Source organism: Bdellovibrio sp. HCB2-146 (assembly GCF_047345725.1).
In the GTDB taxonomy this organism is placed as follows: domain Bacteria; phylum Bdellovibrionota; class Bdellovibrionia; order Bdellovibrionales; family Bdellovibrionaceae; genus Bdellovibrio.
This window is the reverse complement of record NZ_JBLEQP010000002.1, coordinates 226,376-253,332: the sequence shown is the minus strand read 5'-3', so window position 1 is coordinate 253,332 and position 26,957 is coordinate 226,376. Positions and strand designations below refer to the sequence as shown.

Below are 26,957 nucleotides of genomic sequence, written 5' to 3'. Positions count from 1 at the left end.
CTCGCTCATGAATAGATTATTCCATCTGTATTTTTTCGCAAGTCCGGATCGGCGATTTACCTCTCAACACGAGACTATTAGCATTTCACTAGAGGAATAAAATGCCCAATTTAGGTCTCGTACTTTCAGGTGGTGGAGCACGTGGTGCTTATCAGGCAGGAGTGTTATCTGCCATTGCTAATATTTGCGCAGAATCAAAGATCCAAAATCCCTTTGATATTTACACAGGAGTCAGTGCGGGTGCGATCAATGCCACGATGCTGGTAGGAACACCGCTGAATTTCTGCGAATCTACAGCGAAGCTTGTGAAAATCTGGGAGCAACTCAGTTCAGAACAAGTTTTTATCAGCAATCCTTTAAGTCTGTCTGGTGGCGGAATTAAATGGCTGGCGGAACTTTCATTAGGCGGATTAAAAAATACGCCGGGAATCTCACTTCTTCGAACCACCCCACTGCGCGATTTGATTTTAAAGAACTGCAGCTTTGAAGACATTCAAAAGCGAATCGATAACAAACAAGTCCGCGCCTTGGCGATATCGGCATTGGATTACTACACCACGTCGACGGTGACGTTTATTCAAGGGCAAGAAGAGATTGAACCCTGGCAGAGAGTTCGGCGAAGATCTGAACGCGCCGTTATTTCGGCTGAACATATGATGGCGTCTGCCGCTATTCCGGTTTTATTTCCGCCGGTCAAAATTGGAAACTCTCATTATGGCGATGGGTCCGTTCGAAATTTTAGTCCGTGCAGTCCTGCGATTTTTATGGGCGCACGAAAACTGATCGCCATTGGAGTTCGTAAGCCGCAAGAAGTTTGCTACAGTTCTCACTCCCCCGGACTGCCTTCGTCACCAAGCCTTGCCCGAGTTATTAACGTTTTACTGCATGCCGTGATGATGGATGGTTTAGAAATTGACATCGAAAGGATCGAGCGTATCAATCAGAATCTACGCAACGTCTCAGAAGCTGAAAGAAAAAACCTGAGTGTGGGATATCTCGACTATCTTTGGATTTCACCTTCACGCGAGATATCCGCTGTTGCCAACAAACGAACGGGAGAACTCCCAACAATGATTCGCTATCTTTTAAAGGGCCTGGGAAGTTTGGATGAAGCCAGTGAACTGGCAAGTTTTCTTTTGTTTGAATCCCAGTACTGCAAAGAGCTTATAGAACTGGGCTTTGAAGACGGTATGAAGGCGAAGGATAAAATTCGCCATTTCGTTGAAAATTAAATCTCGACTTGGATTCCCACTTCGATCACTTGATTTGGTGGGATTCTAAAGAACGCCGTCGGTCTTTGTGCATTTTTCGACATCACGGCGAAAAGTCTTTCGCGCCAAAGCGACATACCGACTTCGCCAGGACGAGCATCACCTTTCTCGGCGATGATAGTTTCACGGCCCAATACGAATGTTGTCTCTGTCACATTGAAGTTGATGTCCTGACTGCGACAAGCTTCAAGGATGTGCTTCATTTTTGGAGTTTCCATAAATCCATAATTCGCGATGATGCGATAGATGTTTGGAATAACCTCTTGAATAGAAATTCGCTCACGCTTTGTAACAAACGGAACTTCTTTGGTCTGAATCGTCAGAATCGCCACTCGTTGATGTAAAACTTTATTGTGTTTCAAGTTATGCAAAAGTGGTACAGGCACACCCCATGGGTCTCCTGACATGTAAACAGCGGTTCCCGGAACACGCAAAGGCGGCTCACGCAAAAGCTGCTGACAGAAATCTTCAATTGGCATTGAGCGCTCTTTCAAACGACGGAAAAGAATCTGACGTCCTTTTTGCCATGTTGTCATCAGCAGATAAATCAATGCACCAATTGCGAGCGGAACCCAACCACCGTGCGTGATTTTACGAACGTTGGCTGTAAAGAACGCCATGTCCATAATAAAGAATATTCCGAAAATGGATGCAGCCTTACCAAAACTCCAATTCCATTTTTGACGAGCGACTTCGTAAGCTAGAATTGTTGTGATCACCATGGTCGCAGTCACCGCAATACCATATGCCGCAGCCAAGTTACTTGATGTTTGGAACGTTAATACGAGCCAGATCACACCAACAAAAAGAGCCCAATTGATTGCAGGCACATAGATCTGACCAATTTCTTGGCTGGATGTATGAACGATCGAAATACGCGGACAGAATCCCAATTGGATGGCCTGACGTGTGATAGAGAAAACACCCGAGATCAATGCTTGAGATGCAATTGCTGCTGACATGGTCGCAAGAACAACCAATGGAAGAGTCGCCCATTGTGGTGCAAGTAAGTAAAATGGATTTGAGACAGCTTCTGGATTATTAAGAAGCAAAGCTCCTTGTCCGAAATAATTAAGCACCAATGCTGGCAAAGCCACAAAGAACCAAGACACACGAATCGGCTGTTTACCAAAGTGCCCCATGTCGGCGTAAAGCGCTTCACCACCCGTGACCACGAGGAATACAGAACCAAGAACGATAAATCCGTGCCAGCCATTGCGATAGAAAAATTCAAATGCATGATGAGGTAACAGCGCCTCGAAGATATGCGGATTTGTGGCAATACCGTTAATACCTAAGAGTGCCAGTGCAATAAACCACAACAAAAGCACGGGACCAAAAATCACACCGATGCGACCCGTTCCATATTTCTGTAAAAGGAAAAGCGCATTGATGACAAAGACTGTGAGCGGAATGATAAACGGTTTAAACTGCGGAGCTGCGTACGTGAGACCTTCCATCGCAGAGAGAACCGAGATCGCCGGCGTGATCACGCCATCACCATATAAAAGTGCCGCACCGAAAAGTCCCAGCGTCGTCATAATCCAACGACGACGTGTGATGTCCTTTGTATGCTGACTGCGCACAGCAAGGGCCATCAGAGAAAGGATTCCACCTTCTCCTTTATTATCTGCGCGCATAACGAAGACCATGTACTTCACGCAGATCACAGCAATCAATGTCCAGAAAATCAGAGAGAGAATACCAATCACGTTGTCCGGAGTTGGCGCCAGACCATATTCCCCGAAACATTCTCGTAAGGCGTACAAAGGACTGGTTCCGATGTCACCAAAGACCACGCCCAAAGCCCCAAGAGATAACATTAAAATATTGGCATTTTTTTGCGAATGAGCTGAGCCTTCGATGTGAAACCCCGTTAAAAAAGCTTTTAAGTTCACAGTTTAGACAAAGGACTATGGCTTGTCAGCAACAGCATGACGCATAGCGACCTATTGCAAGAAGTTTAATTGCCATCTTTTTGAGCTTTTTGAGATCCTAAAAGGAGTTAGGGGTGAACCGATTATGTTTCAATCCACACTTTTTAAATCCAAATGGCTTTTAGCGGCCTTACTGCTTTTAGGTCTCTTCTTTTTTGAAAATCGACTTCCTGCCCGAGTGGAGAATGCTTCTAAGACTTCTTACTCTCGATAAAAGAGTTCGCATCAAGCTTCGCTCCCGCGAGGGCTTTCGAAAACTTTTGGAAACCTTGCGCTTGGCGCAACAACAATTGCTTGATTAGATCATCCGTCGGCTGACCTTCAGCATTGAAGACCTTAAAAACGTTCATAATGAAAACACGTTCAGGGAAAATAAACGCATTTCTATATCCGAAAATTTGTTGAAGATGCTCAACCGGACGAAGCCCACCAAACATTCCACCGATTCCGATAAAACAAACCGGTCTGTATTCAAATGACTCTGGGAACTTCAAGTGATCGATGAAGTACTTCAGTACACCTGGCATCGAACCATTGTACTCTGGGCACACAACAATAAGACCATCACTTGTCAGTACTTTGTCCATGTACGGGCGCATACCTTCAGATTGTTTTCCATATTGCAGGTCGCCTGCATGAAGGTGCTCTTTTGCTACTTTTAAATCAATGATCTCAGTGGCTTCACCGAGAGAGCTATAGAGAGATTGCACATATTTCGCAACCTTCAATGTGTTTGAGTCTGGTCTGTCTGTCCCCGCAATAATGTATTTCATCGGTGTTTCTCCTAGACAAAGTTATACACCTTTCGTTCTAATAAACTCAATCGTCAAAAACAGGGAGACCTCGGTGAATCCAAAAATATGGTTCATTCATAACGAAGGGCAAGTCACGGGCCCTTATGATCATGATGAAATTGAGAGCAAAGCTTCTCAACATCCTGAAATGCAAATTTGGGGACGAGGTCAAGGTGAGTGGGTCTCACTTGCAAAATGGCGTCAGAATCTCAAAGAAATTCCAGCTCCAGTAAAAGCCGATCTTGAAGTTCAACAACTTTGGAAAGCGCGTATCAATGGTCAAGAACGTGCTCCGATGGCGTACGACGATCTTCTCAGCTTATTGCGTGCTATCCCCGATCTTTCAAATGTCTATGTTGCTGCTGAACCACAAGGCACATGGAAGGAAGTTTATGCGGTTGAGCGCGTGATTGATGATTTGGGTGTGAGCCGTCGTGCGCATCCTCGAGTGCCAATCGTGGGCAGTTTGCATGGTGAGAGTGAAACCAAGGGAGAGTTCACCTGCCGCGTGATTTCTGTCAGTGAGGGCGGGTTTGGTGTTAACGATGCTAAAAATCTGCAAATTGGCGAAAAATTTATGGGCACTTTGACCAGTCCCAATCTCTATGTGACCATCAACTGCACTTGTGAAGTCGTTTATGTAGGCAGTGATGGCTATGCTGGTATTCGCTTTGTCGGACTTCCTGCTGAATATAAAACGTCCATTGTGGAGTATGTAAATAAATTTGCAACAGGCTGAGGTGTATGAAACAGATCCTTAAGATATTTTTGATATGTCTTTTTTGGATCTCACCGGCACTCGCTCAGAAGCAAAAAAACTATGAGTGGGCTTTGCACATCGATACACGCCTGGACCTCACGTACTTTCCTGAAGAAAATGGCGACACCAATAATTTTCTGACCAAACTCGAACTCGATCCGAACTTTTTGTACAAGCACGAAAGCGACTGGCGATTTTTTATCAAGCCCACTTTTGTCGCAAACCCCGATAACAAATCAACTGAAGAACAGTATTTCTTAGACCCCACCGAAGCTTATCTGCGCTACTCGGGGGACTCCTTAACCTTACAGTTAGGTTACAGCACTTTTTCATGGGGTGTGACAGATGGCTACAATCCACTCGATATCGTAAATTCTAAACAATACTACGACCCTCTTCACAGTCGAAAATTAGGCGCACCTTCTCTCACCCTGTCGCAAAGTCTCTCGTGGTTTGATTGGGATTTTACTTATATCCCGCAAAATCGCGGCGCCACCTTACCAGGAACAGAGAGCCGTTGGCTCCCCCGTGAAGTTTATGTTCCACTTGATCCCGCCAATGACATTGTGCTGTTACTTCCAACCGAGCTTCGCTATCACTACAACTCTCGACAAAGTTTAGATCATGCGCTCGATAATAATTTAGCCATGAGGATACAAAAACATTTTTCCACTATTGATCTTGCCTTGTACGGATACTCGGGCGTGGCTTCGTTTCCCTTGGTGCAACCCATTGTCACTGGAACTGTGATTGCGGTCTCACCAAAACAAATCGTGCAGGTGGATCCAGATGTGTACTTAAATACGATGAATTATCCCACTCAGATGGGCGGATTGACATTCGTAAGTTCACAGTGGGATTTTCTTTTTAAGTATGCAACAGCCTATAGTCAAAGTATCGGCGACAACCCATTGCTACCTGGATGGACTCACGAAAATATCGTGGCTCTGGAAAAAACCTTTCAAATGGGCAGCAGTGGGATGCTGATAGGAGTTCTTCAATACTCATTTCTGAATGCCGAGAAACGCAATGACTCCAATCTGTCGTTGCTCGAGATTTTTCGCAATGCTTGGATGATTGGCGGAAAGATGAGCTGGAAGGAAGTGTGGAATCTATCCTTGTCAGCTCTTTATGATGTGAATCACGACACTCATTATGAAGAGCTTATTATCGGGCGCAGATTTGCCGACCGTTGGACTTTAAGTCTGGGCGCCACTTTAATCAGTGGCGACCTTGCAGATCCACTCGGTGTTTATAATAAAAATGACAACTACAACTTAAGCCTCTCCGCTTCGTTTTAGTTCCCACTAAGGCGTCAGGTACAGATTCAATTCGGATTTCGCATTGACATCCACTTTTTGAATCTGCAGCTGCAATTCTTGATGAAGTGGAATTTTTGGCAAATCATAAGTGAGAACTTTTCCCCACAGACTATCTACCACCTTGTCGCGAATTGTACTTGCCGAAAACTTCTGTGACGGACGGTATTTTTTCACATAGTCCGCATCCCATTTGTAAGACAAACCAATGCTCGGATTAGGAAGTTTCGCGCTGAGCTTTCCTTTTGCAACTGACAATTGTACCTTGGACTTCAGTGGCACCGTGAAATTCATAAAAGAGCGATACTCTCCTCCGCGCGGTGCCCACATCTTTGCCAACAGATTGGAATTCACTGAGTACTGCAGTCCCTGACCCGTGACTTCCATGTCCTTATTTGAATTTAAATCAAAGAGGAATTTTGTCGACTTTGAAAACTTACGAAGCTCTGGCCAAATAAAAAATTGAACCAGACGCGAATTCATGACTGTGGAAAAACCCGGAACTTTGTCGGAACCAATACGGTGCGACCAGCTGTTGGCGGAAAATGCTTCTGTCACGACTTCTTTAGCAAATTCCTTTGGCAAACGAATAGCAACTTGATCCGTGGATTTTTCACCCCACAGAGTGCTTTCCAAAGTCAGTGATTTATTTTTCTGATGTGTCGACTTCTCAAAGACAATCGTTAGTTTTCCTTTTGCCCACAGACCATTATCCGCATCTTCTTTTGTTTCATCGAAAACTAAAGAAATTTTAATATCAGGACGGCTTGAAACAAGTTCGCGCGGTGTGGAAAGATCTAAGCCAATTCCAGAAAAATATTCTTCCAAATATCGTTTGATTGTCTCGCGCTGAGGCTCAATGAATGCTTTGGAATCTTGGGCAATAGCCTTAACTTGATCGCGAAGGAGTTGATCAAATCCTTCAACACCTTCACACTTGATCTCTCCGACAACTTCAAGAGCGCCGGGATTCCACGCCAAAGTAAAATCACGAATCTCAGCACCCACCCGTCCTACATCCAATCGCGGAGCTAGACGAAGAGAGAACTTCCCAGAATTCTTTTTAAGATTCAAAGTCACATTCTCACATTTTGCCTGAATGCGAAAGCGACCTATAATACCGCCGACTTCACGTTCGATAATATGATCGACAGAAATTTTAGAAATCAATAATTGAGCTTCGAGATTTTTCGACTGCAGTTCAATTTCAGTCTTGCCTCCATCGCCGACGGAAGGTTGCTCCAGGCGCGTTTTCATTTGGAGGTTCATTCCTTCAAAAACTATCGGAACATCTTGGGCGACGTAGGTCTGACTAGGAAATTGCCAATTTGCCTGAAAATCTTGAGATTGGAGTTTCTTCCATTTTTCCTCGATGAGTTTTTGTTGAAACTGTCTAGGTATTTTAATTTCAAACTCTGAATCTAGTACTGAAGAAGAAAATGCTGTAGAACATATCAAGAAGCTTGAAGCCAGGACCGATAGGGCTTTCGCCTTGGAATAACTCTGTTTCATCATCACGCCTTTCATCAATGTTCTCCAAGATACGGTGTAAAAGAAAAATCCCAAAGAATCTTTTTCCGAAGGAATCGAAAGAAGACAAAAGTATGAGAATGAAAAAACCAAGCGTCAAAAGCATATCCATTTTTTCTTTATTCCTCTTTATCACACTCTCAGTTGTGAGCTTATTCCTGGTTCCAGGTTTGCAGACGCAATACAGTCTTCGTCAATTTTTACCCGTTGATAATCCCCTCTTACAAAGAGATGAACAAGCTCGACAACTTTTCCAACTTTCGGAATCGCAGCCATTTATCATCACAGCCAAAGTGAGTGATGATGACAGCTGGTTTACTCGCGAGCACGTTCACGCCTTAGAAAGCCTCACAGAGCTTTTAGCGCATTTTCCAGGAGTGAAGAATACCTTGAGCTTAGCAACTGTTCAGGGCGCGATTAACAATTCCTCGGGGCTTACTGTAGGTCCGCTTTTAAAGAATCTTCCTCAGGAAAAATGGGAGTCAGAGGTTTCTAAAAACCCTCTCATATCTCCTGCACTAATTTCCAAAGATGGAAAAACTGTTTCCATTATTGTGAACATTAAATCTCTGACGACCAAAGAACTGCAAAGCCTACGAGAGAATTTGGAAGTGACAACCAAAGCTTCAATTCCTTTTGCGAAGATTGAATTGGGCGGAACTCCGGCCGTACAAACAGACGTCGGACGCCTACTCCATACCGAAGTTCGAAACTTTGTGGTGTTAGGATTTATTGCGTGTTTTATCGTTTTGGCGCTCGTATTTTCAAACTGGTCTCCGCTCCTTGTCTCTTTTATTATTATCCTCTGTGCGAATCTAATTGTCCTCGCCGTGTTTGCACTGGCCGGGTATCCATTTTCGGTTCTTTCAAGCACAATTCCTATTCTGACAACTGTGGACGTGGTGTCTTTAATTATCCACACGCTCCTTCGCTATGCGGAGGAAAAGAAAACGCGACCACATCTCTCACATCATGAACTGGTCACATTCACTCTTAAAAAGATGTTACGTCCCAATTTGATTGCATCCATCACCACGCTGATTGGTTTTTTGAGTTTAGTTACAGTGAAGGTTCCGTTGATTCGCGATTACGGAGTCACGGCCGCTCTTGCAATCTTCTTGGGCTGGGTTGTGACAACGGGAATGCTTTTACCTTTGCTCTATTTCCTACCGGGACCACGCGCGCGGGACTGGGCCTGGGCCAAAGCTCGCTGGGGGCTTTACCTCTTTCGACGCTCGGGTGTCTGGGCATTATTGATCATTTTGATTTCATCTGCGCTTGCGATAAATGGAAAAAATCTTTCTTGGTCAGCACGCCTGTTTGATGATCTTCCAACGAATCACCAAGTTCGACTTTCTACAGAAACTATTGATCGCGAACTTGGAGGCATGATTCCCCTCGATATCGAAATTAAAAGCAAAGAAGATGCCTGGAATGATCCAAATCTTCTTGCTCAACTTGACGATCTTTCGCATCAGATTCGCGCAATCGAAGGCGTTGGCAGTGTCGTGGGTTTACCAGACCTTATTGCCGCGTCCAACTTACACCAGTCTCGCCTTCCAGCCAGCCGCAGCTCGACAGCCGAAGTCTTTTTCCTGTTCTCACTTTCCAGCGAAAGCCCTCTTAAAAACTTCCTTACATCAGATGGATCCACGACTCGTTTGTCTGTTCGAACGACGGATTTACCGGCAAATCAATTGCAGAGTTTAGTGGATAAGATCCACAATTCAGCGCAGATGGCGTTTCCAGACCTCTCAGTTCAAGTCACAGGTATGGGCTCAACGATTCCGTCGCTTAACAATGAACTTTCACATGAGTTGATTTTTGGTTTCTGGCAATCGATGGTAGCGATCTTTTTCGTTTTAATTTTCGTATTTAAGTCTGTGCGTTGGTCGTTGATCGCCTGCATTCCGAATCTTGTTCCTCCGGCCGCCCTTTTAGGGTTTTTGGCTATATCACAAACTCCGATCAAACCGAGTGTGGCGATTATCTTTTCGATCGCCTTGGGTCTTGCGTTTAACAACACTGTCTATTTTTTAGAAAGACTTAAATTCTTGCAGAAGAACAATCGGACCAAAAATCTTGAAATCGAAAAGACGTTGTGGCTTGAAGGAAATCCTTGTTTGATATCAAGTTTGACTTTGCTCACAGGGTTCTCTGTATTTATGGCATCCTACTTTGCCATGAACAGAATCTTTGGCTTTTACATGTTACTATCCATGCTAGCAGGTCTGGTAGGAGACTTAGTTCTTCTTCCGACACTCTTAAAAAGCTGTCCATGGCTTTTGATGCCTTGGAGCTTAAGAAAGGAGAAAGTCATGGCAACAACTTCAGCTTTCTTTTTAGCGATGATCGTTCTATTTACGCCTCTTTCTTCCAAAGCACAAACTCCGACAATTGAACAGATCGGCAAAGAAATGTCTCAGCGTTTGAGTGCTAAAGATGAAGAGTTTGTCGTAAAAATGAGAATTATCGAAGCAGATGGGTCCGGCAAAGATCGCGAAATGAAAATCTGGAGACTGAGTCCTGCAAAAAATGAACACTCCATGCTTGTGCGTATGCAAAAACCTCAGGATTTGAAAGGCACGGCCTTACTAGCAACAATCAAAGGCGATCAGGAAGAAAAATGGATCTACCTTCCTTCAACAAAACAAACTCGCCGTCTCACTGGTGAAAGTGGACAAGGTGGCATTTTAGGTTCTGAATTGGCGGTTGAAGATTTTGATTTTAATCGCGAAAAAGGCACCGAAAGTGCCGTAAAAAAAGAAATTGAAGTGAAAGGCAAGAAGTACTTGGTCGTTGAAAGCAATGTTGGGGCGACTTCAGCGAATTACTCAAAAGTTGTGAGTTATATCCATGCCAGTGAATACTTACCCATCAAGGTCGAATGCTTTGATAAGCAGGGAAAACTATTAAAGGTCTTGGAAGTTGCAGATTACAAGAAACTCCCGGGTGGTAAATGGCGCGCCGGCAAAATTCAAATCAAAAACGTTCAGAACAAACGTGGGACTGACATTGCCCTGTCTCAGATCAAAATCAATCAGGGTTTAAAAACTTCGCTGTTCACCCCTAAATCTTTGAGCGAAGACTAAACTCCTACTGAACCGGAGTCATAACCCGATCAAAGCTGCCGTCCTTCTTCATTGCCTCGATGGCGCGGCTGAATGAATCAGCTAAAGATCTTCCCTCTTCGTTGTCTTGGAAGGCGTAAAATACTTCCTGCTTCGAAAGAGGAATTTTTTTATTATACTGAATGTCTTTTTGTCCACTTAACAACAAAGCCTGCAGGCCTGAGCGTTCTTCTACGACGAAAGCATCAATCAATCCTTGCGACAACTTTTTCATATTGGTGACATCGTCTGGAGCAAACTCAAACTCAATTTTTTTATTTGCGGTGAGTTCTTTTGCATAGGGATAGCGGAATGTCAGACCGACCTTTTTCCCCTCGAGGTCTTTCAACGAATAAAGCTTTCGTCCTTTTTTAGAAAAGACAAAATCCACCTTGGTGTAAAATGGAATGGTGCGAGCGGCCTTTTTGGGCATGTACACTTCAAGCGCCGGAAAAAAGGCTTCAACTTTATCGGTACTAAAATCAAGAAGTGTCCGCGAGGTTGGATAAACAGCTATTTGAACCTCAAGCTGGCTGCGTTTGGCGATTTCTTTAGTTAGATCAATGAATAAACCCTTGGACTCCGATTCAACCATCAGAGGAATAGGAAACGTCGCAAGTTTAACAACTTTCGCGTGTGCCGAGATGCTTCCGACGCAAATCAAAAAACTCAAGAGTCCGGACAGAACAAGCATAGATAAAGTAGAAGTTTTAATCTGCATTCTTGCAAGAGGAATCATATGATTCAGCATTACAAATCGAGTGCACGGAGAGCGATAGTTGACTTGCGTTTTCCATAAAAACCATCTCTGGCCACAATAAAAAACTGATTCGCACGCAGAGCATTCTTCAGAGTTGCTTTGCAGGAGTATGTCGTCACTAAACTGGACTCAGCGCAAACTTCAGAAAACAGTCTTGTCAGAAACTCCTCTTCCCATAAATAAGGCGACGTTTTAGAACTGAAGGCATCATACATAATTCCGTGATAGCGATCGGAAAATGGCGTCGAGGGATCCAAAGCGCTGGAAATCTTGTCCAAAGTTGAAAAATGATGGCGAAGAAATTTTTTAATTTCGTCCGCGCGCACCGAACTTTCGCCAATGACGGCTTTAACGGCCGCTTCATAGATGGAAACAACTTCTGACGAGAGCTTCTCTTCTTGCCCCCACAACCAGAGGTAAAACCACTCACGCAGCTCCGGCAAACTTTCATAACTGGTTAAACGAGAAATAGATTCGGGACCTTTCTGTAAAAGAAGAGCTTCTTTCGCAATGGCCATTTCAATATAACCAAGCCCCAACCCGACGACCATGAATGACGGTCGTTCGATCTGTTCGAAAAGACGTCTTGCCGGAGTTCCATATATAAGAAGAGTTTCGCCGCAGGCACCTGCTGAGTGGTGCATGGATTCGCCGTGATCTTTGAGAGGATCTACCGACTCTAGCAGACGTAAAGTAGGGCTTCCATCTGCTGTCATTTCGATTTCAAAGCCTATATCGGCCCAAGATTTCATTCGTTGACTTCCTGCGAAAAGAAAATGATAACAACCGCCTATGGAAAAAGGCTGGTTGGGTCTTCCCTATCATACAATTAGCGAGCACTACAACAGGCTCTTTCAGGAAAAGGTCTATAAGATTCCTGTGTCTGTCGTGGATGATTGCCCGAATCGTCGCGGACTTAAAGGCATGCAGACATGTGTGTTCTGTGACGTATGGGGATCTGCTGCAAATGCAGAGAGTCTTTCCATGGAACTTCGTACGCAGATTGAAAAGTATCACGATCACATCAAGCACAAATACAAAGCCAATGCTTTTTTGATCTATTTCCAAGCTTATACAAATACTTTCACGAAAGTTTCAGCACTTCGTCACAATTTCGATGTCGCTCTTTCGTACCCTTGGGTGAAAGGCTTTACTCTTGGAACTCGTCCTGACTGCTTGTCGAAAGCAGTTTTAGATCTGTGGCAGGAGTATCACGAAAAGTCATTTGTTGCCGTTGAACTGGGCGTACAGAGTTTCTTTAATGATGAATTAGAATTCATGCGCCGAGGCCACACTGCGGAAGCTTCTATCGAGGCGATTCACAAGATCGCAAGCAACACGAAGGTCGATCTGGGCATCCACTTGATCTTCGGAAGTCCTCAAGAAACAGATGAACGCATTATTGAGACGGCAAAGATCGTCAATACGTTGCCTATCACAAACGTAAAACTGCACAACCTCCACGTCTTGAAACAAACACCTCTTGAAGACATGTATCATGCGGGAGAGTTCACTCCGATTGATCGCGAAACTTACGCGCGCCGAGTGAAATTGTTCTTACAACATCTCTCTCCAACAATTGCACTTCATCGTTTGGCTGCATATTCATCTCGATGGGACGAATTGGTCGCGCCTGAGTGGACGAAGAACAAAATGGGCACGCATCAGGCGATCATTGATTATCTTCGTGCCGAAAAGGCCTATCAATCAGAGCTTTTCACTGCACGTAACGAAGAAGAACAACGCGTTCAGAAATCATTAGAGGCAAAGTCGCAACCGATCACTTCGGTGCATGCTTAGATTTTGCGCAATTTAAGATCGTGTAAGATCAGTACAGACAAATTTCATCTTTTAAAACCAGGAAACAGGCATTTAGCAGCTGGACCATGGTTTTACCTCGGGGAAAACTAGACCTGTGCTGAAAGTTCCCGCAGGACAGACGTGTCAACTATAAGGTAAATCCTGCTTAATTGATGAGCAACGTCACAAAAAACTTAGCGTTATAGCGAAAAATATCCTTGCAAGTTTTTCACAAGCTCTTAAGATCGGAATTGAGACGAATACCCGCCTTATTGATGAGGCACCTGTGAACAACCCCTAGATATAGGGGTCGGACCAAAGGAGGTCTAAACGGGATCAGCTAAGTATTAGCAACTCGGATTCAGCTCTACAGCATACATTTATATATATTTAACCACGACTTAAGCCTTACGAGGGGTGAGGACTTGAGAAGGGGATTTTTTTGCCCAACGGACAGGGCAGAGGGGATTCAGCAATGTTGGAAACAACAGCTCACATCATGAGAGTCAAAAAGAGAGATGGCACTTTAGAACCGGTCGACGTCACGAAGATCGTTGAACGTGTTACTCGTAACTGCCAAGGTTTGACACAAGTCGATCCATTGCGTGTTGCTACAAAGGCTATCAGCGGTCTTTACGATGGCGCTACTACGAATGAACTTGATAATCTTTGTATTCAAACAGCTTCATTGTTGATTGGTGAAGAGCCAGAATATTCTCGTTTGGCTGCTCGCCTTCTTTCTACATATATTGATGAAGAAGTTCGTTCACAAAAAATCCAATCATTCGCTGACTCTGTTACTTATGGCTTCCAAGCAGGTCTTTTGAATGAATCTACTTATAAATTCGTAGAAGCAAACAAAGCAGCTCTTTGCGCAGCTATTGAACCGTACCGCACAGACCGTTTTGAATATTTCGGTTTGCGCACGGTTTATGACCGTTACCTTTTGAAAAACCCAAAATCTCGCCAAGTATTTGAGACTCCTCAATACTTCTTTATGCGCGTGGCTTGCGGTCTTTCAACTTCAGTTGAAGAAGCTATCGAATTCTACCGTTTGATTTCTTCTCACGACTACATGCCTTCTACCCCTACTCTATTTAACTCAGGCACTCTTCGTCCGCAGATGTCTTCTTGCTATCTTTTGGATTCTCCAGAAGACGATCTTCGTGCGATCTACGACAAATACACAGACGTGGCTTTGTTGTCTAAATTTGCCGGTGGTATCGGTCTTTCTTACTCTCGCGTTCGTTCACGTGGTTCTTTGATCAAAGGAACTAACGGTCACTCGAACGGTATCATCCCTTGGTTGAAAACTTTGGATTCTTCAGTTGCGGCTGTAAACCAAGGTGGAAAACGTAAAGGTGCTGCCTGCGTTTATCTTGAAACATGGCATGCGGATATCGAGGAGTTCCTTGAGCTTCGCGATAACACAGGTGACGAAGCTAAACGTACTCATAACTTGAACTTGGCTAACTGGGTTCCGGATTTGTTCATGAAACGCGTTGAAGCGGATGCGATGTGGTCTTTGTTCGACCCACGCGTAGTTCCTCATTTTGTTGACTCATTCGGTGCTGAGTTTGAAAAAGCTTACGCTGAAGCTGAAGAAAAGAAATTGTACTCAAAACAAATCAAAGCTCGCGACCTTTACAGCCGTATGATGAAAACATTGGCACAAACAGGTAACGGCTGGATGACTTACAAAGACTCAGCTAACATGAAAGCCAACCAAACTGGCGAAGCTGGAAATGTGATCCATCTTTCAAACCTTTGCACAGAAATCCTTGAAGTGACTTCAAGCAAAGAAACTGCGGTTTGTAACCTGGGTTCAGTCAACTTGGGTCGCCACGTAGAAAACGGTCAATTCAATTTCGAAAAATTGGCTCGTTCTGTACGTACAGCTGTTAAATACTTGGATCGCGTTGTTGATATCAACTTCTACCCAATCCAAACAGCCCAAGATTCAAATCACAAATGGCGTCCAGTTGGTTTGGGCGTGATGGGTCTTCAAGATGCATTCTTCCAATTGAAGTTGCCTTTTGATTCTGCAGCCGCTCGTGATTTGTCTGCAAAAATCCAAGAAGAGATTTACTACAATGCTCTTTTGACTTCTTGCGAATTGGCTGAAAAACACGGAACTCACGGTGCTTACGAACAAACTCGCGCAGCAAAAGGCCAATTGCAATTTGACCTTTGGGGCGTAACTCCTTCTCAACCGGCTCGTTTTGACCAGTTGAAAGAGAAAATCAAAAAGCACGGTTTGAGAAACTCTTTGATGATCGCGATTGCTCCAACAGCAACTATCGCGTCTATCGTGGGTTGCTACGAAGCGATCGAACCGCAAGTATCTAATCTGTTTAAACGTGAAACACTTTCTGGTGAATTCATGCAGATCAATAAGTACTTGGTTGGCGAATTGAAATCTTTGGGCCTTTGGAACGAAGATCTTCGTAACGAAATCAAAATGGCTGACGGTTCTATCCAAGACGTCGTTGCAATTCCTCAACAATTGAAAGAATTGTATCGCACAGTTTGGGAAATCCCGATGAAGTCATTGATTGATATGGCTGCTGACCGTGGTGCTTACATCGACCAAGCTCAATCTTTGAACTTGTTCCAAGAAAGCCCAACTATCGGCAAACTTTCTTCTATGTACATGTACGCTTGGAAGAAAGGCGTAAAAACGACTTATTACTTGCGCTCTCGTCCAGCGACGAAAATCGCAAAAACAACTGTGAAAGGTTCTTCAACTTCAGCAGCCGCAGGAAACGCAGCTCCTGAAATGATGGATGCCGCTCCTGCAGCAGAAGCAGCTCCTAAAAAGACTTACACAGATTCAGAAGTGATCGCTTGCTCTTTGGAAAACCCAGAAGCATGTGAAGCTTGTCAGTAGGGCGACGGTAGTCGCGGAGTGTTCCGCCGTCCGTGGCGGCGGAACTGAACCAGCTCGAAGAGGGGCTGAGAAATTTTGGAGAACGTTATGATTCTAGATCCTGGCTTTAACTTAACTTTAAGACCAATGAAGTACCCAGTTTTTTACGAAATGTACAAAAACGGGATCAAAAACACTTGGACAGTGGACGAAGTTGATTTCTCAACTGACCTTGTGGACCTTCATTCAAAAATGACTCCAGCAGAAAGACATTTGATCTCTCGCTTGGTGGCATTCTTTGCAACTGGTGACTCTATCGTGGGGAACAATCTTGTATTGAACCTTTACAAACACGTGAACTCTCCAGAAGGTCGCATGTACTTGTCACGTCAGCTTTATGAAGAAGCTTTGCACGTGCAATTCTACCTCACTCTTTTGGACACTTATATTCCAAATCCAGACGAGCGTGCGGAAGCTTTCGCAGCGATCGACAATATTCCTTCAATCAAAAAGAAAGCAGATTTCTGCTTTAAATGGATTGATTCAATCAACACGCTGGAGTCTTTGGAAACAATCGAAGATCGTCGTCGTTTCTTGATGAACTTGATCTGTTTTGCAACTTGTGTGGAAGGTTTGTTCTTCTATGCAGCTTTTGCTTACGTTTACTTCTTGCGTTCAAAAGGTCTTTTGTCAGGTTTGGCTTCTGGCACAAACTGGGTTTTCCGTGACGAGTCTATGCACATGGCTTTCGCTTTGGAAGTTATCAAGACAGCTCGTAAAGAAGAACCAGAATTGTTCAACCAACAAATGGAAGACATGGTCACTCAAATGTTGGAAGACGCAATTGAGTGCGAAATGGACTTTGCGAATGACGTATTGCAATTGGGTGTTGCAGGTCTTTCAGCAAAAGACATGCGCCAATACCTTGAGTATTGCGCTGACCAACGCCTTGAGAGCTTGAGCATTGCTCCTCGCTACAACGTGAAAAATCCATTCTCGTTCATGGAGCTTCAAGATATGCAAGAATTGGCAAACTTCTTTGAGCGCCGTGTTTCCGCGTACCAAATGGGTGTTACGGGAGCGGTTGCTTTCGACGAGACTTTCTAAGATACTCTTCAAAGCCCCGATGAAAATCGGGGCTTTTTTCATTTTAGGCATATGAATAAAACAATTCTCTGGTCGGTCTTTTTTCTTATTTGCTTTGGCGTTGGACTTTTTCATGGGTCTAAGCCGACTGGCGTGAGTTCAAGTGAACTTTTATTTCCACCTAAAACAATTCAAGTTCTTGTCACTGATGAAATCCTTTTTCCAGAAGGAATTCGTAACGAACTGGAACAAAAGCTTTCCGTCCGCTTCAATGTCACCGTGACTCGTGATTGGAATTCTTATTTAGTAAAATTAGTTGAAAGTTCTTCAGCGGATTTGATCATCACACCATCTTTTTGGTCGAACACTTTGCAAAAGCAAAATCTTTTGGCTGATATCGAAGATCTGAGTCCTGAATTGGTTAAAGAAGTTTCTCCTGATTTTCTTAAAGGAACTAGCCAAGCCGTTAGCTTTTTCCCTCTCTACTGGATGAAGACTGTTTTCATTCTTCCTGAGAAAGTGACTTTCACAGACTTTGTTAAAAATAAAAATCTACCGACACTTTATCTTTTGGCTGATGAAGACTTAGTTTTAGCCCATCTTAAAAATTGGGAAAAACAAGGAATTCTCGAGAGTATTTTGCAAAAGAAAATACTCGTTCACCCGCTTGAACAAACCCACGCTCATGTCCTGAGTGATGGCGCACAGGAGTCCGCTTTACACTTAATCCCTGATACTTCAGATGATGTTCCCTATACGAGTGCTTTAATGGTTTGGGGCGCTTCCATTCCTCAAAATTCTGCCAATAAAAAAACGGCCCTAAAGGTTTTAAAATATATCGCTTCGGTTGAGTTTCAAAATAAGTGGATTGAAGAATCGCCTTTTAGCTCTTGCCTCAGCTCTTTAGCTGATAAAAAAATTCCGCTGAATCGTAAAGCAGAATGGGTTCGTGATTTAAAATTAAATGAAACGATTTTAATTGAAGACAAAGACGGTGATGCTCTGAAAAAGCTTCGTGAGACTTACAAACTCAACGTTTTATAGTCTAGGTGTTTTTTCGTCCCAACATATGAGCTGTACCTGCTGCAACTTCGACCCATCCGTTAGTAGTTCCAATTTGCGTTGGAGTGGATCTCCAGGTTGTATCTCCAAGCCCCAGTTTCCCATTGGCATTATTTCCCCACGACCAAGCTGTTCCATCCGTACGCAAGGCAATATTCGATCGTCCACGAGCAGAAACTTTAGACCATATACTCACTGTACCGATTTTAGTAGGAACAGCATTAACCCACATTCCCATCGCGATTGAACCATTGAGAGCATCTCCGCATTGCCAAATAGTTCCATTACTTTGAATGGCCGTCGTATGATTATCACCCGCAGCCACCTCTGCCCAAAGAGTCGAAGTTCCAACTTGAACTGGCGAAAAGAACGGTATTGCAGAAGCACCTGAAAGTGGTCGCCCCCACGCATAGAGCGTACCGTCGGTTTTAAGAGCCATACCACCTTGTGTACCGCCCATCACTTTACTCCAATTAGTTCCCGAAATTTGAATAAAGCTACTCACCCTTGTCGTAACACCAGAACCTAAAAACATCCATTCAGCATCCGCATAACCCGTTGCCCACAAAACTCCAGTAGAACTAATCGCAAAGGTATTCAATCGAGAAGCTCCAATAGATGCCCACGTGTGACCAGAGGCAACTTGCACAGGTGTACTTCTTTCGGTTGTATTTCCTAATCCGAGTTCTCCATTAAAGTTATATCCCCACGTCCACATGGTTCCGTCCGCTTTTAAACCAACAGCGTGTCTTGTACCTGCTGCAATTGAAACCCACGTCGTATCAGTTCCGATCTGAACAGGAGTAGACACGTTACCGGAGCTTGCTCCATTACCTACTTGCGAGTGAAGAGCATCTCCCCATCCCCAAATCGTACCTGTGGTGGTTATCGCGTAACTATTTTCACCCCCAGCAGCAACATTTGACCAATTAACAGCTGATCCAACTTGTGAAGGAGAACTTCGTTTTGTACTTGCGGTACCATAACCCAATGAGCCCGATAACGAACTTCCCCAGCTCCAAAGGGTTCCATCTGTTTTAACAGCCACTACATGGGAATCACCAGACGCAATCTTTGCCCAATCAGAAAGAGCGCCCACTTGAACAAATGTGCTTTTATCTACTCGGTCACCTAACCCAAGTTCTCCGGTTCCGTTTTCTCCGACCGCCCACAAAGTACCCGTAGTTTTGATTGCGTAAGATGAATAAGGGCCAACAGCAACATAAGCCCAATCGCTCTCCGTTCCTATTTGAACAGGGGATTCTTTATTAACAAGTGTTCCATCACCCATCTGTCCATTTTCATTGTATCCCCACGCCCATAACGTTCCATCGGAACGTATTCCCATACCTCCTGCAAAATCATACGTATTCGCAGAGTCATCCTTACGATTGGCGACCATTGTCCACGTGAAACTTCCCGACTGAATAGGTGTTGAGATCACGAGCCCTAACTGACCCATTTCATTACTACCCCAGGCCCACAAAGTACCGTTGCTTTTAATACCAAGACTGTGTCGTCCGCCTGCAGCTATTTTAGTCCACGTTGTGTCTGTCGTAATTTGAATAGGTGAACTGATTGATGTGTGAGTGGAGTTACCGATTTGCCCTTGAGTGTTCGATCCCCAGGCCCACAATGTTCCGTCTGTCTTGATTGCAAGAGTGTGATTCGCACCTCCTGCAATTTTACTCCAATTCGAGAGCGAGCCAATTTGTATAGGAGAACTTTTTTGTGTGGTTGTACCGTCACCGAGTTGTCCTAAAGTATTAAGACCAAAACTCCACAGCGTATTATTAGTTTTGAGAGCCACAGAATGATATTCACCAGCGGAAATGACAGACCAATCTGCTGCAGACCCCACCTGCATAGGAGTGGATTTATTTACGGTCGTCGCATCACCTAATTGTCCGTTATTATTTCTACCTGAAACCCAAAGGGTGCCGCTTTTAAGTAAGAGGGAATGCTCAGCGCCGGCGGCAATCCCCGTGATCGGAGCTATTCCTGTCGACGTCGCCGTCGTCACGTCAGTCGTCCCGCCATTCGCAAGACGACCACTGCCACCCGCACCCCAACTCCATAATACATTGGCGACGCTTCGCTTAGCGCGACGCAAGCGCGGAGCTGAGATTGCAAAAACTTTGGCTGGCAATGAAGGGATCGACGCTAGAATTCCAAGACCAAAAATACCATTCAAGAAAGAACGTCGCCCTATTTTCTCACTCGGAGATTTTCTTGAGGGCATAAACAAATTTTAGGTCAGCCCAGGTTATTCAACAAGATATTTCGGAGTCTCACTCACACTGAATGCTTCAAAAATGCAGCATACTTAGAGAGAGCTTCTTAGTACTTAGTCAGATTGAATTGAAAACGGCCCCGAACATCATTCGTCACAAGTTGCGACGGCGTATTATAGGCAACCATTTGAAGTTCTAAAATATATTGGCCCACAGCCCAACCGTTGATACTGATCGCAAGAGCAAAGCGTCCGTTTTTACATTGAGCTTTATTTGCGGTTGCTGCCGTTAGAGTTGTGTTGAGATCCACCAACCCCAATGTACCACCATTATATTTTGCCACAATGTAGTGGTACGGATACGTCGAAGCCGCACAGTCACCTGTGATTTCAACTTTTGTATTGGCAGTGGGAACACTGATATTCACCGAACTTGAAGTGATCATCAGGTCATTGGCATTTGGAGTTTTATCGAGAGCATGACTGGATGGATCCGTAGAAGAATCCGTAAGAAGTGATGTATCCGCCGTGGGTCCACAACCCACAAGTGCAAAAGTAAAGATCGACGCTGCAATCAGCAAGTCTTTCTTCAATGATTTCATACAGTCCCCCGACCCTTACAGGATACCCAACAAGATGCCTGGAACTGAATCAGTTTCTCGCAAAGTCTAGTTTTGAGACGCCATTTTAGAGCGAAAACCAAGACCTCGTTCCAAAATGAGAGGATCGAGGAAGAGAAAGTAGGTCGACATCATAATCAGCGAGAATGGAATGAGCCCCATCGCAAGAGCAATACCCACGTGCATACACACGCCCATCAAGAGCCAAGCACAACGAGTTTTCTTCCACATCACCATTGCCGGGAAATAGATCTCAAAAATAATTGTCATAAATCCAGCAATTGGAATCACCCAAGGAACTGCTCGTAAGAACGTAAAATCCATCATCGTCATTTGCGGATTGGCCATCACACTCCACAAAGCCGTCCCATCCCACCAAGAAGCACCACGGAGTTTTTCAAACCCCGTGTAGGCATAGACCACACACATCTGAACTTGAATCATGCGCATAAAAGCGGAACTAACAATGTCAGATTTCTTAAAATCGCTCTTTTTGCGCCACATATTTAAAATACTTAAGCGTTCACAGGACTGCGTGAATGAAAGATACAAAAGCAAAATGCTTCCGATAATATCCGCACCATAGTTGGCGGCATAGTTTCTTTGAACGAAGGCGATATCAATCACCCAAGCAAAAAACATCAGCCAACGCCCGCCAATCCCCACAGTCAATAACAACAACAGGAGAACCAAAATACCATGCACAAGCGGATTTAATGAGTCAGGCCAAAACGCCCATAAAAATGCCGGTCTCAAAGTTTCACCAAAAACATCCAGCGCTTTTGATTTCGGAATCCAGCTTTCATCCGTAAAGTAATTCAAATTCGCCGTGCGAATGAGATACATCACAAACAATGTTCCGCAGAGAACAATGCGCATATATGCAACCGATAAAAGATCTTGAGGAGCAAACCAGAATTGATCCCATGATTTTAAGATCTTTTTCATAGATCCACCTCGTCTTCACCAGAGCCGCATTTGTAGCGTTGTGCCGAGAATTGCAACTCATCAGACATCGACGAAACAGCTTCCGTTTTTTTCATCACGACCTGATCGAGGAACGGCACCGTTTCAATCACATGCTCCATATCCACCGAAGTCGCGCCCGGATATTGGCGGCACAACCAAGGGCCAAAGAGATATTTTAAATGCTTGGGATTGATGATCATAAAGCGCATCACATAAAGTTCGCGGCTATTAAAGATCGAATCGTTGCGCTGATTTTTTTGAGCAGGAAAATAACCTTCGATAGGTTCCTTCTCATCCTCGCCAGAATCATTATTAAAGTAAACCATGTAACGGATGTACATAGTATGGGCCGGATCGGGTGAAAAGAAATTCCACCCGACATTCACACCGAAAATATTCGCATAAGGAGCGATATATCGAGAGGTCACACGCCCAAGATAGCCACCGGCATTGGGCATGATCACTATGACGATAATATGATAGACGATCCAAAGACTCAGAAGAGTCTTAAGAATTAATGCCGCCTTCTTCATCGATGTCATCTGCCTCTCCTAAGAAAGGAAGCTCTTCGTCTTCGGAGTTTTCCTCTTCAGAGAACAAGCTGTCATCAGACGCGACTTCCATATCTTCATCGTTATCAAATTTCTCAATTGCATCTTGCAATTCGTCGTCTTCAGAACCTTCCAATGATTCTTCAGACATCATTTCCATACCGTCTTCAGTCATTTCTTCAGAGGCTTCGTCAGAAGCTTCTTCTGAAGTTTCAGCTGATTCATTAGCAGAATCCGCCTCTTCTTGACCTTCAACTGGAGCCGCCGCTTTTTTCATGAAAGAAGATTTTCTTTCTTCTGCTTTTTCAGCTGCGATCTTAACAAGAGTCGTACCCGCCGCAATGGCTTCGTCGTACTTGATCAACCAGTTTTGGTCACGAGTTGTAACCGGCTCACCCATCGCAAGTGCTTCGCGGATGTTCTGAGCTTTTTCTTCATCACGTTTTTCAGCTTGGCGACGTTTTTCTTCTTCAAAGAAGTTTGTCGAAGTTGCGATATCACCCAATTGCTCTTCAATTTTCATCAACTCATCTTCACCCGCAGAATAGTTTCCAGAGTAAGATTCAGACATTGAATCTGTGATTGAAGCCAATGTTGGTTTTTCTTCCGCCTGTTGCTCGTCGATACCTTCAGGCAACAATTCGTCGATTTGTGAAAGTGTTGGCAACTCTTTCAAAGTTCTAAGACCAAAGATCTCAAGGAACTTACGAGTTGTACCGTATTGCATTGGGCGACCTGGAAGCTCGGATTTACCTTCAAAGCAAACCAAGTTTTTCTCCATAAGAGCGCGCAACAAGTGACCCGACTCAACGCCACGGATTTCGTCCACTTCAGATTTAACAAGAGGCTGCTTATAAGCCACGATTGCCAAAACCTCCAAAGCCGGACCAGAAAGTTTAAACTGACGCGCTTTCAATGTGCGCTTCAAGAATTCCATATTGTCGATTTTAGTGCGGAGTTGGTAGCCACCTGGAACTTCTTCCAAAGTCACACCACGACGTCCACCTGCGTATTCCACAGCCAATTGATCAAGGGCTCTACGGATTTTATCGCCTTTGATGTTTGTGCCTTTAAAGAGCAATTTTAATGAAGCTAAGCTTGTTGGGCGATCGCTCGCGAACAGCACGCTCTCAATGATACTTTCGAGGCGCTCTTCTTCAACGAATTCAACTTCTTCAATTTCAGCGGATTCAAAACCGTCAAGCTCAGTTCCTTCAAGAGAAACTTCTTGCTCGTCTGTTTCTTCTACATCGCTTTCAGATGCTTCTGGCAAGAAAGCTTCAGACTCTTCTTCCCCCTCAGAAAGGAAGATCGAAGCTTCTGTTTCAACGTCGTTTTCTTCCATAGACATTTCTTCTGATGTCTCAGTTTCTTCTACAGAAGTTTCGTTTTCGATTTCTTCAAACAAATCTTTTTCTTCTGACATGATTCCCCTCTATGTCAAATCCGTCACGTCGTCTTTAAATAACTCATTTTCAGCAGCGAGGATTTCTTCATCCGACGCCAAATCATCAACCGAAGGAATCTCGATCATATCGATTCCTTCCTCAAGACCTGCGCCCAACTCTAATTGCGCTACTTCTTCAGCTGGAACATCCAAATCCACTTTTAATAGATCGTCGTCAGCTTCGATTTTTTTAGAATCTTCGATAATTTTAGATGCCGCTTCCGCCGCATTCATCGAGTCGTACTCTTCTACGCGAGAAAGCACGTCCTGCTCGATTGGTTTTTTTGGGTCAACCCAGATATCAGAATAAGCTTCTGTTTGATAAAGTCCGACAAACCCCATTTTACCAAGCTCAAGCAAAGACAAGAACGTGATCAAAGTTTGGCGAGCTTTGTCTTCAACCGAAGTTACAAGATCAACCAGCGTCACTCTGTGACCAACGATCAAGCGATCTTTCATTTCCATGATACGGCTTGAAATCGACTGAGCCTTTTTCGCTACTTCATGGACTTTTTTCTTCACAGCACGCAAAACACGGCGGTAGCTCGAAATCAAAGAGAACAACGCATTCTCTTCAAGAACGATTTCGTCTTCTTTTTGTGCTAAGACCTCACGCTCACCACGCAACCACACGTCACGACCAACAAGCGGACGATCGTAAAGAAGCTTCGCCGCCTCTTGATACTTTTGGTACTCAAGAAGTTTTTGAACAAGTTCTTTACGTGGATCTTCAGTTTCAACCACTTCCCCGTTTTCGTCGTACTGAGGAAGAAGCATACGAGATTTGATTTGAATTAACGTAGAAGCCATCGCGACGAATTCGCCGGCAACTTCCAAGTCCAATTCTTTCATTAATTTGATATATTCGAAATACTGCTTCGTGATTTCATGGATTTTGATGTCCATGATATCCATTTCTTCTTTACGGATAAGGTAAAGAAGCAGGCCTAGAGGTCCTTCAAATTTTGGCAGCTGTACTGTAATACTCATCGAAATGATCCCCTCACCACTTCATGCTGGAACGTATAATGCCCAAAGTTTTCTGTGCTTCTTGGCGAGCCTTGTCAGACCCAGCGGCGATGATTGAATCAAGCTGACCCGCGGAATTCAACAACTCTTTTTTCTTTTCTCTTGGTCCCGCTGACATTTTCTCGATATTTTGCGCCAGGCGCCCCTTGCAGTCTCCGCAACCGATACCAGCAGAACGACACCCCGCTTCAACCCACTCTTTGTCTTCCTGAGAAGAATAAAGTTTGTGATAGCCGTAAACAGAGCATTTTGTTGGTTCCCCGACGTCTTCACGACGAACGCGTGCAGGGTCAGTCACCATCATATTTACTTTTTTCTTCAAATCTTTTTCAGAATCTTCCGTCAGGAAAAGAGAGTTGTTGTAGGACTTAGACATCTTGCGACCGTCCAAACCTGGAACCAACGGAATTTCAGTTAAAAGCGGATTCATCTCTGGCAATTTTGCTTTGTAGAGATGATTAAAACGACGAACAATCTCACGCGAGATCTCTAAGTGAGCAACTTGGTCTGCTCCCACCGGAACTTTTTGCGCGCGATACATCAGAATATCTGCCGCCTGCAAAACAGGGTAAGCAAAACGACCTAAGTTGTAAGTATCGCTGGCTTTCATTTCTTCGATAGCATCTTTCCACGTGTTCACGCGTTCCAACCAGCCCATCGGCGTGAGGTTCGCAAGAATCATGAAAAGCTCAAGATGTTCGGGAACGTGGCTTTGCACGAAAATCGTGCTGCGCTCAGGATCCACTCCCCACGCAATAAATTCTGCAATCATTTCACGAGTCCACGGCGCGATCTCTTTAGGAGATTTATAAGCCGTAGTCATTCCGTGCCAGTCCATAGCTCCAAAAAAGCATTCGTACTCTTCTTGAAGTTGAACCCAATTTGAAAGAGCGCCCCAATAGTGACCGATATGCAAACGTCCCGTGACACGCATACCTGACATGACTCTTTGCTTACGTACTGGAGGAGTGGTCACTGCAGGAGTCTCAGATGTCATATTCCGAAGCCTCCAAGAGCGAGCGTTACCAAGTGATTATAAGACCAAATAACCGGAACAGACAGAATGCGAAGCATTCCCGTCAAAACCAGAATCATCAACACCATGCTGGTGATGTGCTCGTGTTGTTCCAATTTATAATTCCACTGTGCTGGCAAAAAGCGCGCAAGCACTTTACCACCATCCAATGGATGTAGAGGAAGAATATTAAAGAAAGCCAAAAACAAATTCGTAACGATAAATGTTTTTAGAATTTCGATCATGCCGTTAGCGTAAGTCATTCCCAGGAAGTACTTCGCAACAACTGCGATCAAAACCGAACCCACGATCGCCAAAAGAATATTAGAAAGAGGACCCGCCAGCGCAATCCAAAACATATCAATACGTGGGTTTTTAAGATTACGCGTGTTCACTGGAACTGGTTTCGCCCAGCCGAAAAAAATCGGAGTTGCCAACACGATCGACACCAGTGGCAAAATCAAGGTTCCGATCATATCCATGTGCACCAAAGGATTCATGGAAAGTCGACCCATCATCTCTGCCGTGTTGTCACCGCGACGACGCGCAACCCAACCGTGTGCATACTCGTGGAAGCACAGAGCAAAAAGAAACGGGATAAAATAAACGCCTATCTTGGCACCAATTTCAGCAAAATCCATATTCATACCTTTCGAGCTTAAAATCATACCTAGACTCTTGTCCAGCATCGTGAGCATGCTGCACATTTAAAGTGCAATCATCATAACACACACCGTTAAGAGAAAAGCTCTCGTCTTTCCAAGCTCTTGTCATTGGGCCGTCTTCCAGATACGT

21 protein-coding genes are annotated in these 26,957 nt (G+C 44.3%); 8 read left to right on the top strand and 13 right to left on the bottom strand.

The annotated features are described in order from the left end of the window. The first annotated feature begins 101 nt into the window (after window positions 1–101). Window positions 102–1,232 carry a patatin-like phospholipase family protein gene (locus ACLWOR_RS12110; RefSeq protein ID WP_413941000.1) on the top strand — a complete coding sequence of 377 codons (1,131 nt, stop codon included), beginning with the start codon at window positions 102–104 and terminating at the stop codon, window positions 1,230–1,232. On the opposite strand, the gene ACLWOR_RS12105 is transcribed toward ACLWOR_RS12110, so the two are convergent. Together ACLWOR_RS12105 and ACLWOR_RS12100 are read right to left on the bottom strand one after the other, a co-directional pair. After that, on the bottom strand, window positions 1,229–3,094 hold the full coding sequence (locus ACLWOR_RS12105; protein WP_413940999.1) for a potassium transporter Kup: 1,866 nt from the start codon (window positions 3,092–3,094) through the stop codon (window positions 1,229–1,231). The genes ACLWOR_RS12110 and ACLWOR_RS12105 overlap by 4 nt on opposite strands. A 305-nt stretch (window positions 3,095–3,399) precedes the next feature. Beyond that, window positions 3,400–3,981 carry an NADPH-dependent FMN reductase gene (locus ACLWOR_RS12100; protein ID WP_413940998.1) on the bottom strand — a complete coding sequence of 194 codons (582 nt, stop codon included), beginning with the start codon at window positions 3,979–3,981 and terminating at the stop codon, window positions 3,400–3,402. Window positions 3,982–4,054: 73 nt separating this feature from the next. Here ACLWOR_RS12100 and ACLWOR_RS12095 point away from each other — a divergent pair, with 73 nt between their 5' ends. Both ACLWOR_RS12095 and ACLWOR_RS12090 read left to right on the top strand, forming a co-directional pair. Then, window positions 4,055–4,741 carry a PilZ domain-containing protein gene (locus tag ACLWOR_RS12095; protein WP_413940997.1) on the top strand — a complete coding sequence of 229 codons (687 nt, stop codon included), beginning with the start codon at window positions 4,055–4,057 and terminating at the stop codon, window positions 4,739–4,741. Between the two features lie 5 nt (window positions 4,742–4,746). Next, entirely contained in the window at window positions 4,747–6,063 is a 1,317-nt protein-coding gene (locus ACLWOR_RS12090; RefSeq protein WP_413940996.1) for a hypothetical protein, read from the top strand. Window positions 6,064–6,069: 6 nt separating this feature from the next. Here ACLWOR_RS12090 and ACLWOR_RS12085 read toward each other — a convergent pair whose 3' ends face one another. Next, complete coding sequence (locus tag ACLWOR_RS12085; RefSeq protein WP_413940995.1) at window positions 6,070–7,338, bottom strand: hypothetical protein; 1,269 nt, start codon at window positions 7,336–7,338, stop codon at window positions 6,070–6,072. Between the two features lie 419 nt (window positions 7,339–7,757). Here ACLWOR_RS12085 and ACLWOR_RS12080 point away from each other — a divergent pair, with 419 nt between their 5' ends. Beyond that, entirely contained in the window at window positions 7,758–10,703 is a 2,946-nt protein-coding gene (locus ACLWOR_RS12080) for an outer membrane lipoprotein-sorting protein (protein ID WP_413940994.1), read from the top strand. 4 nt (window positions 10,704–10,707) lie between these two features. Here ACLWOR_RS12080 and ACLWOR_RS12075 read toward each other — a convergent pair whose 3' ends face one another. After that, window positions 10,708–11,415, bottom strand: coding sequence for a substrate-binding periplasmic protein (locus ACLWOR_RS12075; RefSeq protein ID WP_413940993.1), 708 nt, complete (start codon window positions 11,413–11,415; stop codon window positions 10,708–10,710). A 56-nt stretch (window positions 11,416–11,471) separates the two neighbouring features. Then, the gene (locus tag ACLWOR_RS12070; RefSeq protein WP_413940992.1) at window positions 11,472–12,233 is read right to left on the bottom strand and encodes an MnmC family methyltransferase; all 762 of its coding nucleotides are present in this window, start codon (window positions 12,231–12,233) and stop codon (window positions 11,472–11,474) included. 40 nt (window positions 12,234–12,273) lie between these two features. Between ACLWOR_RS12070 and ACLWOR_RS12065 the strand changes: the two genes are divergently transcribed. The 4 genes from ACLWOR_RS12065 to ACLWOR_RS12050 all read left to right on the top strand — a co-directional run bounded on the left by ACLWOR_RS12065 (window position 12,274) and on the right by ACLWOR_RS12050 (window position 18,280). Then, a complete protein-coding gene (locus ACLWOR_RS12065; protein ID WP_413940991.1) occupies window positions 12,274–13,281 on the top strand; it encodes a TIGR01212 family radical SAM protein in 1,008 nt (335 codons plus the stop codon). 475 nt (window positions 13,282–13,756) lie between these two features. Further along, window positions 13,757–16,171, top strand: a complete 2,415-nt coding sequence (locus ACLWOR_RS12060; protein ID WP_413940990.1) for a ribonucleoside-diphosphate reductase subunit alpha — start codon at window positions 13,757–13,759, stop codon at window positions 16,169–16,171. 87 nt (window positions 16,172–16,258) lie between these two features. Next, window positions 16,259–17,257, top strand: coding sequence for a ribonucleotide-diphosphate reductase subunit beta (locus tag ACLWOR_RS12055; RefSeq protein ID WP_413940989.1), 999 nt, complete (start codon window positions 16,259–16,261; stop codon window positions 17,255–17,257). Window positions 17,258–17,308: 51 nt separating this feature from the next. Then, the gene (locus tag ACLWOR_RS12050; protein ID WP_413940988.1) at window positions 17,309–18,280 is read left to right on the top strand and encodes a hypothetical protein; all 972 of its coding nucleotides are present in this window, start codon (window positions 17,309–17,311) and stop codon (window positions 18,278–18,280) included. A 1-nt stretch (window position 18,281) separates the two neighbouring features. Here ACLWOR_RS12050 and ACLWOR_RS12045 read toward each other — a convergent pair whose 3' ends face one another. The 8 genes from ACLWOR_RS12045 to ACLWOR_RS12010 all read right to left on the bottom strand — a co-directional run bounded on the left by ACLWOR_RS12045 (window position 18,282) and on the right by ACLWOR_RS12010 (window position 26,830). Continuing rightward, window positions 18,282–20,540: a chromosome condensation regulator RCC1 gene (locus ACLWOR_RS12045; protein WP_413940987.1), complete on the bottom strand. Its 2,259-nt coding sequence runs from the start codon at window positions 20,538–20,540 to the stop codon at window positions 18,282–18,284. Window positions 20,541–20,638: 98 nt separating this feature from the next. Continuing rightward, window positions 20,639–21,133: a hypothetical protein gene (locus ACLWOR_RS12040; protein ID WP_413940986.1), complete on the bottom strand. Its 495-nt coding sequence runs from the start codon at window positions 21,131–21,133 to the stop codon at window positions 20,639–20,641. A 66-nt stretch (window positions 21,134–21,199) separates the two neighbouring features. Continuing rightward, entirely contained in the window at window positions 21,200–22,099 is a 900-nt protein-coding gene (locus ACLWOR_RS12035) for an HTTM domain-containing protein (protein WP_413940985.1), read from the bottom strand. After that, window positions 22,096–22,662, bottom strand: a complete 567-nt coding sequence (locus ACLWOR_RS12030; RefSeq protein ID WP_413940984.1) for a hypothetical protein — start codon at window positions 22,660–22,662, stop codon at window positions 22,096–22,098. Before ACLWOR_RS12030 ends, ACLWOR_RS12035 begins: the two co-directional genes overlap by 4 nt. Beyond that, window positions 22,628–24,097, bottom strand: coding sequence for an SMC-Scp complex subunit ScpB (gene scpB / locus ACLWOR_RS12025; RefSeq protein ID WP_413940983.1), 1,470 nt, complete (start codon window positions 24,095–24,097; stop codon window positions 22,628–22,630). The genes ACLWOR_RS12030 and scpB overlap by 35 nt, the downstream gene beginning before the upstream one ends. A 9-nt stretch (window positions 24,098–24,106) precedes the next feature. Then, window positions 24,107–25,108 carry a segregation and condensation protein A gene (locus tag ACLWOR_RS12020; protein WP_413940982.1) on the bottom strand — a complete coding sequence of 334 codons (1,002 nt, stop codon included), beginning with the start codon at window positions 25,106–25,108 and terminating at the stop codon, window positions 24,107–24,109. Between the two features lie 13 nt (window positions 25,109–25,121). Further along, a complete protein-coding gene (trpS, locus tag ACLWOR_RS12015) occupies window positions 25,122–26,144 on the bottom strand; it encodes a tryptophan--tRNA ligase (protein ID WP_413940981.1) in 1,023 nt (340 codons plus the stop codon). After that, window positions 26,141–26,830 (bottom strand): site-2 protease family protein, encoded by a 690-nt coding sequence (locus ACLWOR_RS12010; RefSeq protein WP_413940980.1) that lies wholly within the window; start codon window positions 26,828–26,830, stop codon window positions 26,141–26,143. The genes trpS and ACLWOR_RS12010 overlap by 4 nt, the downstream gene beginning before the upstream one ends. Between the last annotated feature and the right edge of the window lie 127 nt (window positions 26,831–26,957).